This window comes from Aeromonas sp. QDB17, from assembly GCF_027705305.1.
GTDB lineage: Bacteria > Pseudomonadota > Gammaproteobacteria > Enterobacterales > Aeromonadaceae > Aeromonas > Aeromonas caviae.
In genome coordinates, this window is sequence record NZ_JAPDBP010000005.1 from 126371 (window position 1) to 139273 (window position 12903).

At 63.3% G+C, this 12903-nt stretch carries 14 protein-coding genes; 11 read left to right on the forward strand and 3 right to left on the reverse strand.

Going from position 1 to position 12903, the window contains the following annotated elements:
• The first annotated feature begins 72 nt into the window (after positions 1–72).
• Together OKC41_RS06470 and OKC41_RS06475 are read left to right on the forward strand one after the other, a co-directional pair.
• Positions 73–1350 (forward strand): sodium:proton antiporter, encoded by a 1278-nt coding sequence (locus tag OKC41_RS06470; RefSeq protein WP_041214319.1) that lies wholly within the window; start codon positions 73–75, stop codon positions 1348–1350.
• A gap of 471 nt (positions 1351–1821) precedes the next feature.
• On the forward strand, positions 1822–1998 hold the full coding sequence (locus OKC41_RS06475) for a hypothetical protein (protein ID WP_010672653.1): 177 nt from the start codon (positions 1822–1824) through the stop codon (positions 1996–1998).
• Positions 1999–2101: 103 nt separating this feature from the next.
• On the opposite strand, the gene OKC41_RS06480 is transcribed toward OKC41_RS06475, so the two are convergent.
• On the reverse strand, positions 2102–2623 hold the full coding sequence (locus OKC41_RS06480; protein ID WP_270671804.1) for a GNAT family N-acetyltransferase: 522 nt from the start codon (positions 2621–2623) through the stop codon (positions 2102–2104).
• 140 nt (positions 2624–2763) lie between these two features.
• Between OKC41_RS06480 and OKC41_RS06485 the strand changes: the two genes are divergently transcribed.
• Entirely contained in the window at positions 2764–3027 is a 264-nt protein-coding gene (locus OKC41_RS06485; RefSeq protein WP_104455135.1) for a hypothetical protein, read from the forward strand.
• Between the two features lie 74 nt (positions 3028–3101).
• Entirely contained in the window at positions 3102–3956 is an 855-nt protein-coding gene (locus OKC41_RS06490) for a neutral zinc metallopeptidase (RefSeq protein WP_201894947.1), read from the forward strand.
• A gap of 73 nt (positions 3957–4029) precedes the next feature.
• Here OKC41_RS06490 and OKC41_RS06495 read toward each other — a convergent pair whose 3' ends face one another.
• Positions 4030–4707 (reverse strand): ATPase, encoded by a 678-nt coding sequence (locus tag OKC41_RS06495; RefSeq protein WP_010672649.1) that lies wholly within the window; start codon positions 4705–4707, stop codon positions 4030–4032.
• 154 nt (positions 4708–4861) lie between these two features.
• Between OKC41_RS06495 and OKC41_RS06500 the strand changes: the two genes are divergently transcribed.
• The 7 genes from OKC41_RS06500 (at position 4862) to OKC41_RS06530 (ending at position 11929) form a co-directional block, all read left to right on the forward strand.
• Positions 4862–6178 carry an MFS transporter gene (locus tag OKC41_RS06500; protein WP_010672648.1) on the forward strand — a complete coding sequence of 439 codons (1317 nt, stop codon included), beginning with the start codon at positions 4862–4864 and terminating at the stop codon, positions 6176–6178.
• Positions 6179–6298: 120 nt separating this feature from the next.
• Positions 6299–7021: a MarC family NAAT transporter gene (locus OKC41_RS06505; protein ID WP_010672647.1), complete on the forward strand. Its 723-nt coding sequence runs from the start codon at positions 6299–6301 to the stop codon at positions 7019–7021.
• 159 nt (positions 7022–7180) lie between these two features.
• Positions 7181–7384, forward strand: coding sequence for a hypothetical protein (locus OKC41_RS06510; RefSeq protein ID WP_041212219.1), 204 nt, complete (start codon positions 7181–7183; stop codon positions 7382–7384).
• 266 nt (positions 7385–7650) lie between these two features.
• Positions 7651–8547 (forward strand): N-acetylmuramic acid 6-phosphate etherase, encoded by an 897-nt coding sequence (gene murQ, locus OKC41_RS06515; RefSeq protein WP_029313551.1) that lies wholly within the window; start codon positions 7651–7653, stop codon positions 8545–8547.
• 98 nt (positions 8548–8645) lie between these two features.
• Positions 8646–10100, forward strand: coding sequence for a PTS N-acetylmuramic acid transporter subunit IIBC (murP, locus tag OKC41_RS06520; RefSeq protein WP_202044517.1), 1455 nt, complete (start codon positions 8646–8648; stop codon positions 10098–10100).
• A gap of 102 nt (positions 10101–10202) precedes the next feature.
• Entirely contained in the window at positions 10203–11276 is a 1074-nt protein-coding gene (locus OKC41_RS06525; protein ID WP_270671805.1) for a porin, read from the forward strand.
• A gap of 47 nt (positions 11277–11323) precedes the next feature.
• Positions 11324–11929 (forward strand): DUF2057 family protein, encoded by a 606-nt coding sequence (locus tag OKC41_RS06530; RefSeq protein ID WP_270671806.1) that lies wholly within the window; start codon positions 11324–11326, stop codon positions 11927–11929.
• 87 nt (positions 11930–12016) lie between these two features.
• Here the strand turns inward: OKC41_RS06530 and OKC41_RS06535 are convergent, their stop codons facing one another.
• Complete coding sequence (locus OKC41_RS06535; protein ID WP_128297056.1) at positions 12017–12880, reverse strand: SIS domain-containing protein; 864 nt, start codon at positions 12878–12880, stop codon at positions 12017–12019.
• Positions 12881–12903: the final 23 nt, after the last annotated feature.

Here is a 12903-nt window from a genome sequence, read left to right on the forward strand (position 1 = left end):
TAACCCGGGAGTACCCTATGCCCGTCCTCAAGAGGGATACGTGCTTGCTGTTTACCAAAGAGAAAAATAACTATGAGCGTCTACTACACACTCTGCTTCCTGGCAGCGTTGGCGATCTTCATCGCCTTTGCCAACCAGTATGTTGTGAAGATCCAGACCACCATCGCCATCACTGCGGGCTCCATGCTGATCTCCGCGCTGCTGGTGCTGTTTGGCAAACTGGGTTGGTTCAATCTGGAGCCTCTCGCCATCAAGACCATGGAGAGCATCGACTTCCAGAACTTCCTGTTGAAGGGGATCCTGGGCTTCCTGCTGTTCGCCGGCGGCCTTGGCATCAACCTCAAGGCGTTGCGTAGCCAGAAGTGGGAAATCACCATTCTGGCCATAGCCGCCACCCTGCTCTCCACCTTCCTCATCGGCTACGGCTTCTGGTTCATCGCCAAGCTGCTGGGCTGGGATGTGCCGCTGGTCTACTGCATGTTGTTCGGTGCCCTGATCTCCCCCACCGACCCCATCGCCGTACTGGCCATCGTCAAGAAGATGAAGGCGCCACCCCAGATCGCCATCCAGATCGAGGGGGAATCCCTGTTCAACGACGGTGTCGGTCTGGTCATCTTCGCCACCGTGTTTGCCGTGGCCTTTGGCGGCGTGGAGCCCACCTTCGGCAGCGTGGCCGGTCTGTTCCTGCATGAGGCTCTCGGCGGCATCCTGTTCGGGGCCGTGCTGGGTCTCATCGCCCACGTGATGATCAGCGCCACCGACGACGGCTCCCTGGAGCTGCTGCTGACCCTCTGCATCCCGACCGCGGGCTTCGCCTTCGCCAACATGATCGGCGTCTCCGGCGCCCTGGCCATGGTGGTGACCGGCATCATGATCGGCAACTGGACCCGTCATTCCGGCTTCTCCGAGCAGAGCCAGCACCACCTGGATCACTTCTGGGAGTTGATGGATCAGTTCCTCAACGCCCTGCTGTTCCTGCTGATCGGTCTGGCACTGGTGCTGCTGGACCTCGACTGGCGCGACTGGATCCTGCTGGTCATCGCGGTGCCGCTCTGCCTGGCTGCCCGCTTCATCAGCGTCTCCCTGCCCTATGTGACGTTCCGCAAGTTCCGCAGCTACAACACCTTCTCGGTGCGCATCCTCACCTGGGGCGGCCTGCGTGGCGGTCTGGCCATGGCCATGGCCCTGGCACTGCCATCCGGTGTCATGATGATCCCGGAGCACAACGTCGATCTTCGCCAGGTGATCCTGGTGATGACCTACTCGGTGGTGATGTTCTCCATCGTGGTACAGGGCATGACCATTACCCCCATGATCACCGCCGCCAAGAAGGCCTGCGGCGACGCCTGAGCCCGTCCCTGACCGGCAATGAAAAGGGCTCCCTCGGGAGCCCTTTTGCCGTCCCCGTGGCCGTGAAAAACAGGGAATGACTGGGTGAACGCACAATTAGTGTTTGCTTTTTACACATTTCGAGGAGAGAATGCGCGCCGGCTAGTTAATCAGCCCTGATTATGTTCGCAATGCTTCACCTCACGATGAATCCTGCCAGTACCCGCATAACCTTCTTCTGATTTACTCGCCTTGAGAACCGTTCAGGCTGTCTGCCTGCGTTGCCCGGCTCTCACGGTGCAGACCCGATCTGCCCACTCCCAAGTAGCATCATGCATCCGCATGGTCCTTGGCGCCTTCCTTGAAAGTGCAGACGCCCCTGAACCGGGCTGGGTATTCCTGCGCGCTCGTCCGCCATCGTGCTGACCGCGCCCATTGACCTGACATTTGCCAATACAAGGAGCAAACACTTAATTTATATAGAGAAATACCATGATGAAACACGTACAGATCCGCAAACCCCTGCGTCGCAGCAAACCCATCAACCTGCCCGTGCAAGAGCACGACGACGATGCGTTCCTGATCCAGTTCAGCACCCGCTTCAGCGGCGGCTTCGCCATCTCCTGTGATGGTATCGCCGGCGAGTTCTCCATCGAAGAGCTCAACTGACTTTGCCTGCCCACCGGCAGCGCCCGATGCAGACAGGCCGCAACTCACGGCGGCCTCCTTGCCTGACGTCATAGTCTGCATGGCCCCGCTCCCAGAGCGGTGGCTAGACCCCGCAAGTCTCCTTGTCCGGCGCCTCCAGCAGCAGGCACTCCTCCTCGCCGGCTCCCAGCCTGACCCGTTTGCCCTGACTCAGCCCCAGCTTGGCGAGTAGCCGGACCGAGCGCTCATTGCCCGGGGTGACGATGGCGACCACCCGCTCGATGCCGAGCCGTTCACGGCCATCTGCCATGGCCGCCCGCGCGGCCTCGATGGCATAGCCCTGGCCGCGCCAGGCGGGCAGGAAGGCATAGCCGATGTCTTCACAGGGCTGGGTATCGCGCTTGATCAGACCACAGATGCCGAGCCTGGCCCCGTCTTCCCGCCGCACCACCAGATAGAGTCCGTGACCGTGGCGGGCATAACTGACCGCAGGCCCCTGCTGGATGTAGTTTTCGGCATCCGCCAGGGTACGCACCCCGCGATCGCCGATGTAGCGGTGAAAATCACCATCGTTGAGCAGTTCGAGAATGAAGGGGGCATCGACAATGGTCAGTTCGCGCAGTTCCAGGCGCTCGGAGAGGATCATGACATGGGCTCGTTCGGCAGTAGAGAGTGTCCAAGACTGCTCCCGCCCCGCTTCCTTGGCAAGACCCGGAGGATATTTTCGCCCCGGGAGCCGCGTCCCCGCTATACTGCCCACCCCATGGAACAGGCAGGAGAACGGCCATGACCGATACCCCCGAATTTTTTGATGAAGAGACACTGCTGGAGATGGTGGAGAACCAGCTCGCCGAGGGCCACCCCCTCCAGGTGAAAGCCACCCTGATGCGCCTGGTGATGAAGGGCACCCCGCGGGAAGAGGCGCTGCAATACATCGCCTGCGCCCTGGGCGCAGAACTCATGGCCATGGAAGCCGAACAGGGCCCCTTCAACCTCGTCCGTTACGGCGAGTTTCTCGACAGCCTGCCCGAGATGCCCTGGGCCGAATGACCCGGGCCGATTAGGCAAGCCCCGGCGCCAGCCATTATCATTACTGCCACCACCAATGACGGGAGTATGGGGATATGCGCTGGCAAGATCGCCGTGAGAGCAACAATGTGGAAGACCGGCGCCAGCAAGGCGGCGGCAACGGGGGCGGCGGCCTGCCCATCGGTGGCAAGGGGCGCCTTATCCTGCTGCTGGTGGTCATGGTGGCGGGGTACTACGGCGTGGACCTCGGCCCCCTGCTGCAGGATCCGGCCCCGCAGAGCCAGCCCCAGCGTCAGAACTCGTCCCAGGCTGCCAACGATCCCCTCCCCCGCTTCACCTCGGTGATGCTCGCCTCCACGGAGGACGCCTGGGGCGAGATGTTCCAGCAAAGCGGCAACCACTATCAGGCTCCCAGGCTGGTGCTCTATCGCGGTGCGACCCGCACCGGCTGCGGCCAGGGGCAGTCGGTGATGGGGCCCTTCTACTGTCCGGCCGACAGCACCGTCTACATCGATCTCTCCTTCTATCAGGACATGCGCGACAAGCTGGGGGCCGACGGCGACTTCGCCCAGGGCTATGTGATCGCCCACGAGGTGGGCCACCACGTGCAGAACCTGCTCGGCATCTCCACCAAGGTGCGCCAGCAGCAACAGGGGCTGAGCCAGGTCGCCCAGAACCGGTTGTCGATCAAGCTCGAACTCCAGGCGGACTGCTTCGCCGGGGTCTGGGGCCACTACATGGAAAAAGAGCAGGTGCTGGAGCGCGGCGATCTGGAAGAGGCGCTCAACGCCGCCCAGGCCATCGGCGACGACAGGTTGCAGCAGCAGGGTCAGGGCCGGGTCGTTCCCGACAGCTTCACCCACGGCACCTCGGCCCAGCGCCTCACCTGGTTCAAACGCGGTTTTGACAGCGGCAAGCCCGCCAGTTGCGACACCTTCGCCGCCCGCTGAAGGGGGCAAACGCAAAGGGGCCGATTCCTCACGGAGCCGGCCCCTTTCCTTTCTCACCCGAGGGGGTCTTCCCTCATTCGGGATCCTCCGCCAGCAGATCGGTGAAGACGAAGCCGTCCCGCAGCACCGTTTCCCCCACCCGGATGGGCAGGGGATGCAGGAACATGGGGCCGTCCCAGGCCAGGGTATGAAACTCCCCATTCTCGCCGCAGGGATCTACCCCGGCGGGCAGGGCAGCCAGCAAGGCCGGACCGAACTCATGACCACCTAACCCGGCGTCCAGCTTGCCCGGATCCAGGGTGCAGACCCTGGCCTTGAGCCCGGCGTCGATCATCGCCTGCGCCAGCTCGGTCGTGTCGCTGCCCCAGAGCGGGAAAAGCGGCGTGATGCCGGTCCCCGCCAGTTGTCGCTCCCGATAGGCACGCACATCCTCAAGAAAGAGATCCCCGAACGCCATGTGGTGAATGTCCTTGGCCTGCACATCGGCGATGAAGCCCGTCATGATGCGCCCATACTCCTCGTTGCAGCAGGGCCAGGGCAGGTCGATGGTGATCAGCGGCAAGCCCACGCACTCAGCCTGTGCCAACAACAACTGCTTGCGCACCCCGTGCATGGCCACCCGCTCGAACGCCTGGTTGAGGGTGGTGAACAGCCCCACCACCTCGATGGCCGGATCCTGGCGCAGGCGATGCAAGGCCCAGGCGCTGTCTTTTCCGCTGCTCCAGGAGAGCAGTACTTTTTTCTTCGTCATGACCTCTCCAGCTACTTGCCGCACCGTGCTGCAAGACAGTGTTGCGAATTGTGCGATTTACATTGCGGGACACAAAAGCATACCCTCGTGGGTGAGCGTATCCCCGCAGCACACCGGGGAGAATAACTAAAAAAACGATGGGAAACATAAGGATATGAGTAAAGTCAGCACATCGCACGACCACGGTCGCCCCCTCAGTCGACAGGATTACAAGACCCTGAGCCTGGCGGCGCTGGGCGGCGCCCTCGAATTCTACGACTTCATCATCTTCGTCTTCTTCGCCGTGGTCATCGGCGAGCTCTTCTTCCCGGCCGACATTCCCGAGTGGCTGCGCCAGTTCCAGACCTTCGGCATCTTCGCCGCCGGCTACCTGGCCCGCCCCCTGGGGGGCATCATCATGGCCCACTTTGGCGATCTCATCGGCCGCAAGCGGATGTTCACCCTCAGCATCATCCTGATGGCCTTGCCGACCCTGCTGATCGGCCTGCTGCCCACCTACGCCGTGCTCGGCATCGCCGCCCCCCTGCTGTTGCTGCTGCTGCGGATCCTGCAAGGGGCCGCCATCGGCGGGGAAGTCCCCGGAGCCTGGGTCTTCGTGGCCGAACACGTGCCCGCCCGCCGGGTCGGTGTCGCCTGCGGTACCCTCACCGCAGGGCTGACCGCCGGCATCCTGCTCGGCTCCCTGGTGGCCACCGCCATCAACCGTGGCATGAGCCCGGGCGATGTGAGCGACTGGGGCTGGCGTCTGGCCTTCGTGCTCGGCGGCGTGTTCGGCATCGTCGCCATGTACCTGCGCCGCTGGCTGCACGAGACTCCGGTCTTCGCAGAGATGCAGGCCAACAAGTCCCTGGCCGAGGAGCTGCCCCTCAAGACGGTGCTGCGTGAGCACAAGGGCAGCGTCGTCGTCTCCATGCTGCTGACCTGGCTGCTCTCCGCCGGCATCGTGGTGGTGATCCTGATGACCCCGACCTATCTGCAGAAGGTCCACGGCATCAGTCCGGCCGATGCCCTGACCGCCAACTCCCTGGCCATCGTCGCCCTCACCCTGGGCTGCATCGTCTATGGCCGCCTGATCGATGCCATCGGCAGCGGCCCTACCTTCATCCTGGGCTCCCTGCTGCTGGCCGGCGCGACTTATACCTTCTACCACAGCCTGGCGGCGGGCACGGATCAGCTGGTGCCCCTCTACATGCTGGCGGGCTTTGCGGTGGGGATCGTCGGCGCCGTGCCCTACGTCATGGTCAATGCCTTCCCGCCGGTGGTGCGCTTCTCCGGGCTGTCGTTCTCCTACAACGTGGCCTACGCCATTTTCGGTGGCCTCACCCCCATGCTGGTCACCCTCTGGATGAAGGAGGACGTGCTGGCCCCCTCCCACTATGTGGTCAGCCTGGCCGCCCTCGGTTTCGTGCTCGGCATCTGGCTCTGGCTGCGCCAGCGCGGCCAACGCCAGGCCACCCCGCAGGCCGCCTGATCCTTCCCAAGCAAGCCCCGCACTGTCGGGGCTTCTTCTTTGCGGATATCATCGACCGGGTGGCGGTCCGCTGCGGACCCGCCAGCTCACCCCAATCCGTCCACCTGCCCGAGGTCCACTATGTTCTTCCAGGTCGTCTTTCTCGCCTTGCTGGCCCTGCTGCCCATGGTCAACCCGCCCACCACGGCCACCCTGCTGCTGGGACTGAGCAAGGGCATGTCCCGCGAGCACATTCGCCGCCAGATCAACATGGCCGCCCTCTATCTGTTCGCCACCCTGTGCGTCAGCTTCTTCATCGGATCCTCCATCCTGGATCTGTTCGGGATCTCCATTCCCGGCCTGCGCCTGGCCGGTGGCCTCATCATCGCCTTCATCGGCTTTCGCATGCTGTTCCCCTCGCCAAACCAGTCTGCCGGGGTCGAGGCCAACCAGAATATCGCCTTCGTGCCCCTCACCATGCCCAGCATGTGCGGACCCGGCACCATGGCGCTGGTGATCAGCGGCGCGGCCCAGATCGCCGAGCTACCGGCCGAGGCCGATCGCGTCGTCATCTATGCCGCCATGGTCACCGCCTTCGCCCTGATGAGCCTGATCAGCTGGGGTGTGCTCAAGCTGGCAGATCCCGTGTGCAAGATCCTGGGGGCCACCGGCATCGACGCCATGACCCGCATCATGGGTTTCCTGCTGGTGTGCATGGGTATGCAGTTCTGCATCAACGGCGTCAAGGAGGTGGCGCAGGATCCCGTCTTCCATGGCCAGGTGATGGAACAACCCGCTGCCGCCTTGCCGTCCCATGCCGGATCCACCGCCTTCGAACATCTCGCCGTGCCGCGCCAGCCCTGATTGAAAACGGTATCATTTTTCGTGCAAATCCCTCCTGATCTTGCGCCTGATCGTATTGCCTTCATCTTGATGGGGTAGTCTGGTTTTTGTACAGGCAGGGTTCAGAAGGTTGCCGCTAGCGTGGCATGTGCTGACCCCATCACTTGAGGAGATATGCAAATGGAAAAGATGCTGACCGAGATTGGAAGCTACAGCCTGTTTCATGAGTATCTGAACGTGGTCGGTGCCGCCAGCCCCGCGCTGACCCGGATCAAGACAGGATGGGAGTTCAAGCGAAAGGATCGCCTGCTCGCCCAGATAAGGGTGGATGACCACGGCCACGCCCGCTTCTTCATCGACGCCCGCGCCATTTCGGTCAACTGACCCGACCCCTTTCCCAGCCCCGGCGCCTGCCGGGGCTTTTTATTGGCTCTCCTTCAACCTCTTCCCCCTCTAGTGCCATCGGCATCACCCCGATCCCACCCAACCCTCTCCGTGCAGGAATTATCAGAACTTATAATCAGAAATAAATGGAATAATTAATTATGCGACATTGATCTCATCATCGAAATCAAAAATCGATGATCATGTTCATCATCGAGAGGGATGTTTTACGCCGGGAGTGGCGATGACCTTAAGCAGAGGAAACGATGACCATTGACCTATCAAGCATGATTACCGAGACCCGCAACCCGGCCAGCGTCGAAATCGACCAGCTGTCGACCCTGGAGATGCTGCGCGTCATCAACCAGGAGGATCAGCAGGTGGCGCTGGCGGTGGGCCAACTGCTGCCCGAAATCGCCCGGGCGGTCGATGCCATCGCGGCAGCCTTTGGCAAGGGTGGGCGCCTGGTCTATATCGGCGCCGGCACCTCGGGCCGGCTCGGCATCCTGGATGCCAGCGAATGCCCGCCCACCTATGGCGTCTCTGCCGAGCAAGTGATAGGCCTGATTGCTGGCGGCCACAAGGCCATCTTGCAGGCGGTCGAGAACGCCGAGGATGACGCAGAGCTCGGAGCCCAGGATCTGAAGAACATCCAGTTCTGCGCCAACGATGTGCTGGTGGGCATCGCCGCCAGCGGCAGAACCCCCTACGTACTGGGCGCCATGGCCCACGCCAGCGCGGTGGGTGCCACGGTCTGCAGCATCAGCTGCAACCCCGGCAGCCCGCTGGCCCGGGCCGCCGACATCAGCATGGTGGCGGTGGTCGGCCCCGAGATCGTCACCGGCTCCTCCCGCATGAAGGCGGGCACGGCGCAGAAGCTCATCCTCAACATGCTCTCCACCGGCGCCATGATCCGCACCGGCAAGGTCTACGGCAACCTGATGGTGGACGTGGAAGCCACCAACGCCAAGCTGGTGGAGCGGCAAAAACGCATCGTGATGGAGGCCACCGACTGCGAGCGCGCCGTGGCGGAGCGGGCGCTGGCGCAGGCGGACAACCACTGCAAGACCGCCATCGTGATGATCCTGGCTGGACTCACGGCCGACGAAGCCCGCCACCGCCTGCAAAGCAGCAACGGCTTCATCAGCCAGTGCACCCACTGATCGGCCAACCGCACATTGGCCAGGCCAGGGATGGCCATCACATAACGAGAACGGGGTGCCAGGCACCCTGCTGACACCACAGACTGACTGGGTTCTTTATGGCAAAAATAACTGACACCATGATCGGCCAGATCATCCAGGCCATCGGCGGCCGGGACAACATCACCCACTGCGGCCACTGCATGACCCGATTGCGACTGAGCCTGGCGGACAGCCTGCATGCCGACCGGGATACCATCAAGGGCATCGCCGGCGTCATGGGGGTGATTGAGAGCGACAACCAGTTCCAGATCGTGCTGGGGCCGGGCAAGGCTCAGACCGCCTGCGAGCTGATGAACGGCATGCTGAGCGCAGGACTGGGGGCGCTGGAGGCTCCGGCTGCGGCCCCCACCGAGCTTGGCGACATCGCCGCCGCCAACAAGCAGGCACTCAAGCAGAAACAGAGCAGTGCGGCCCACCGCTTTCTGGCCAAGTTTGCCACCATTTTTACACCACTGATCCCCGGCTTTATCGCCGCGGGGCTGCTGCTCGGCTTTGCCACCCTGATCGAACAGACCCTGCTGCAGGACGGCGCAGCCACCGGCGGTAAGCTGGTGGAGCTGGTCGGCTACATGAAACTGTTCAGCAAGGGATTGTTCAGCTTCCTCAGCATTCTCATCGGCTACAACGCCCAGAAAGCGTTCGGCGGCTCCGGGGTTAACGGTGCCATTCTGGCCTCCCTGTTTGTGATGGGCTATGACCCCCAAGCCACCAGCGGCATCTACTCAGGTATCACCGATTTCTTCGGCCACCACATTGATCCCCGTGGCAACATCATCGGGGTGCTGATCGCCTGCATCATCGGCGCCTCGGTGGAACGCCAGGTGCGTCGCTTCATGCCGGACAGCCTCGACATGATACTGACCTCCTGCATCACCCTGCTGATCATGGGGGCCGTCACCTTCGTCCTGATCATGCCCCTGGGGGTGCAGCTCTACAACGGCATGTCCTGGCTCTTCATCCACCTCAACGGCAACCCGTTCGGTACCGCCATCCTGGCCGGTCTGTTCCTCATCTCGGTGATGTTCGGCATTCACCAGGGGTTCGTGCCCGTTTACTTCGCACTGATGGATGCCCAGGGCTTCAACTCCCTGTTCCCCATCCTCGCGCTGGCAGGGGCCGGCCAGGTCGGCGCCGCCCTGGCGCTTTACAGTCGCGCAGCCAAGGACTCCCTGCTGCGCACCCAGGTCAAGGGCACCATCATCCCCGGCCTGCTCGGGGTCGGTGAGCCGCTCATCTACGGCGTCACCCTGCCGAGGGTCAAACCCTTCATCACCGCCTGCTGCGGCGGATCGCTGGGGGGGTTCGTGGTCGGTCTCATCTCCTGGATGGGCCTGCCGGTCGGTCTCAACACCGTGTTCGGCCCCTCCGGCATCGTCGCGCTGCCGCTGATGACCTCGGCCCAGGGGATCTTCCCCGGCATGATGGTCTATGGCCTCGGTCTGGCGGTTGCCTACTTCGGCGGTTACCTCTTCACCCTGCTCTTCGGCTGCAAGAACGTCGATCTGAGCTAACCCTCTCTCCTCTATCCAGCTGGCTATCTGGCCCCGAGCAATCGGGGTCACGGCTTCACTCACCCCGGCTCTGGCACAAGAGCCCACACAGGAAAGACAACAATGAAACAGTCCATGCTTGCCCTGGCCATTCCTGCCCTGTTTGCCGTCGGTGCGGCGCAGGCCGCCGTCATCTACCAGGCCGATGACGGCTCCAACGTCGATCTCTACGGTCGCCTCGGCTTCAACGTCTCGGACAAGAAGAACGGCAACAGCCAGGGGGACTTCGACGGTCGCATCGGCTTTACCGCCCGCCAGACTGTCAACGACCAGGTGGCCGTGATCGGCATGGCCCAGTACCAGGTCAATGCCGCCGAATACGCCAACAACGTGCAGAAGAACAGCAGCGACCTCACCGCCCGTTACGTCTGGGCCGGGATCGATGGCGGCGAGTGGGGCAAGGTGACCGGTGGCCGGGTCTCTTCCGGCCTCATCATGTTCACCGACATCGGCGACGTGTTTGCCGCCTCCGATGTCTCCATGGCGCGCCAGGCCAGCAAAGTGGACTCCACTGCGGTCCAGGTGTTCCGCCAGGACGGTACCCTGCAATACCAGAACACTCTCGGCAATCTGGATGTATCGCTAGCCTACATCCTCGGCAACGGCACCTCGGATCTCGACTACGGCTACAACGGCGCCCTGCGTTACACCTTCGACCTCGGCGCGGCGGGCAAGCTGGCACCGGTCATCGCCTACCAGCAGAGCAAGGCGGCCCAGACCGATGCCAGCAAGGTGGATCCCGACGCCGACCAGTACCGCTTCAGCGGCATCGGCGCCCGCTACACCCTGGGTTCGCTGATGCTGGGCGCCCTCTACGCGAAGGATCAGGTGAGCTATCGCAACGGCCGGGCAGAAAGTGAGGACAAGGTATGGGAACTGACCGCTGTCTACGACATCAGCCAGAAGTGGGCAGCCCGCGCAGGCTATCGTCACCTCGACAACGACGGGGGGGACGGCATGAGTCTGCGGGATACCACCCTGGAGCTGCAGTACAAGCTCACCCCGCGATCCTCCCTCTACAGCGCCTACGTGTTCCGTGATGGCGAGGATGGCCTGGCTGACAACACCGTCACCAGCTTTGGCGGCAGCAGCAACAGCGAGAGCTTCTACCACCTCGGCCTGCGCTACGAGTTCTGATCCCCTGCCGGCCTCTGGCCGGCATTTTCTTTCTGCTGGAGCTCCCCATGATCCGCCTCCTGTTCCTCTTCATCCTGCTGCTGCCCATGACCCTGTCGGTCCAGGCCGCCCGGCTGGAGCTGGCAGACACCCTCGTCCTGCTGGCCTCATCCCGGGGCCAGGTCTCCCCCTTCGAGCGAGCGCTCACCCTGCCCGCTGGCGACACCCGGCTGCTGGTACGTTTCGACAGCCCCCTCGACCCCGGCTCCACCAACGAGAGCCAGGGGCGCGTCCGCTCCGCCCCGCTGCTGCTGACCCTGACCCTGCCCGCCAGCGGCACCCTGAAACTGACCACTCCGCCGCTGGCCGACTCCCGGGCCATTCGCCACTTTGCCACCCACCCCAGCCTGCGGCTTGAGACCCCCGAGGGTAGCCACCCCCTGTCGGCAACCACCCTCCCCCGCAACCAGGACAGTCTGATGACGGATTATCAGGCGCTGCTGGCCCGCTACGACGCACCGGCTCGCGCGGCCATCACTCCGCCGCCCGCCACCCTCACCCAGCCCGCAGCCACCCCGGGCGCCGTGCCCGTCGACCCTGAACTGCAACGGCGCTACCTCGCCGCCGACGAGGCCCAGCGCAAGGCCTTCCTGCGCTGGGCTCTCGCCCTCTGAGCCGGCACTGGCCCATAAAAAAACCACCCGCAGGCGGGTGGTTTTCTCTTTCGGCAAGTCTCGGCGTCTGTTGCAGCCGGGCCCGCGTCACTCCTTGTTGAGACGGTCGATGGCGTCCCGCGTGCCATCGATGAGGGCCCAGGCCTGCTCGTCACGGCGCTGCACCAGACCGAGGAACAGGATGTCGGTGATGGTGTTCTGGGCGGTACGCGACGAGATGGAGGAGATGCGCAGCTCGTTCTCGTCGGCCACCGTGTCCAGCACCATGTCGGCCATCTGCCGCAGAGGGGTGTTGCGAAACGAGGTGACCGCGATCAGGGTGGCGCCGTTGCGCTTGGCCAGCTCGGCCGCCGCCAGCACATCCCGGCTGGCGCCGGAATAGGAGACCACCAGCTGGACATCCCCCGGCCCCAGAGTCTGGGCGATAGAGATCTGTACGTGGCTGTCCTGGGCGAACAGGGTGGTGACCCCGATCTTGAGCAGCTTGTACCAGAGATCCTTGGCGGTCAGCGCCGAGCCGCCGATCCCCACCAGCTGGACCCGGCCAGCCTGGTTGATGGCATCCAGCACCTGCGCCAGGGTGGCGTTGTCGAGGGCCTGGGTGGTCTCTACGATGGAGTTGATCTTCTCCTGAGCCAGCTTCTTGGCCATGGTCTCCAGATCGTCGTCCCGGCCGATGCCGTTGTAGAGATCCCCCACGTTGTCGGTCTTGATGGCGTGCTTGCGCCCCAGATCCTCGCTCACCGCCAGCTTGAAGGCGGTGAAGCCCTTGAACCCGATCTTCTGGGTGAACTTCACGATGCTCGACTGGCTGACATCAGCCTGCTGGGCCAGCTCCTGGGAGGAGAAGTGGGTCACCTGCTCCGGGCACGCCAGGATGTAATCGGCGATCTTGAGCTCGCTGGGGGAGAGCTGACTGCGGATATTGGAAATTTTTGACAGGGTAAGCATGGATTCTCTCTGCTGCTTGTTCT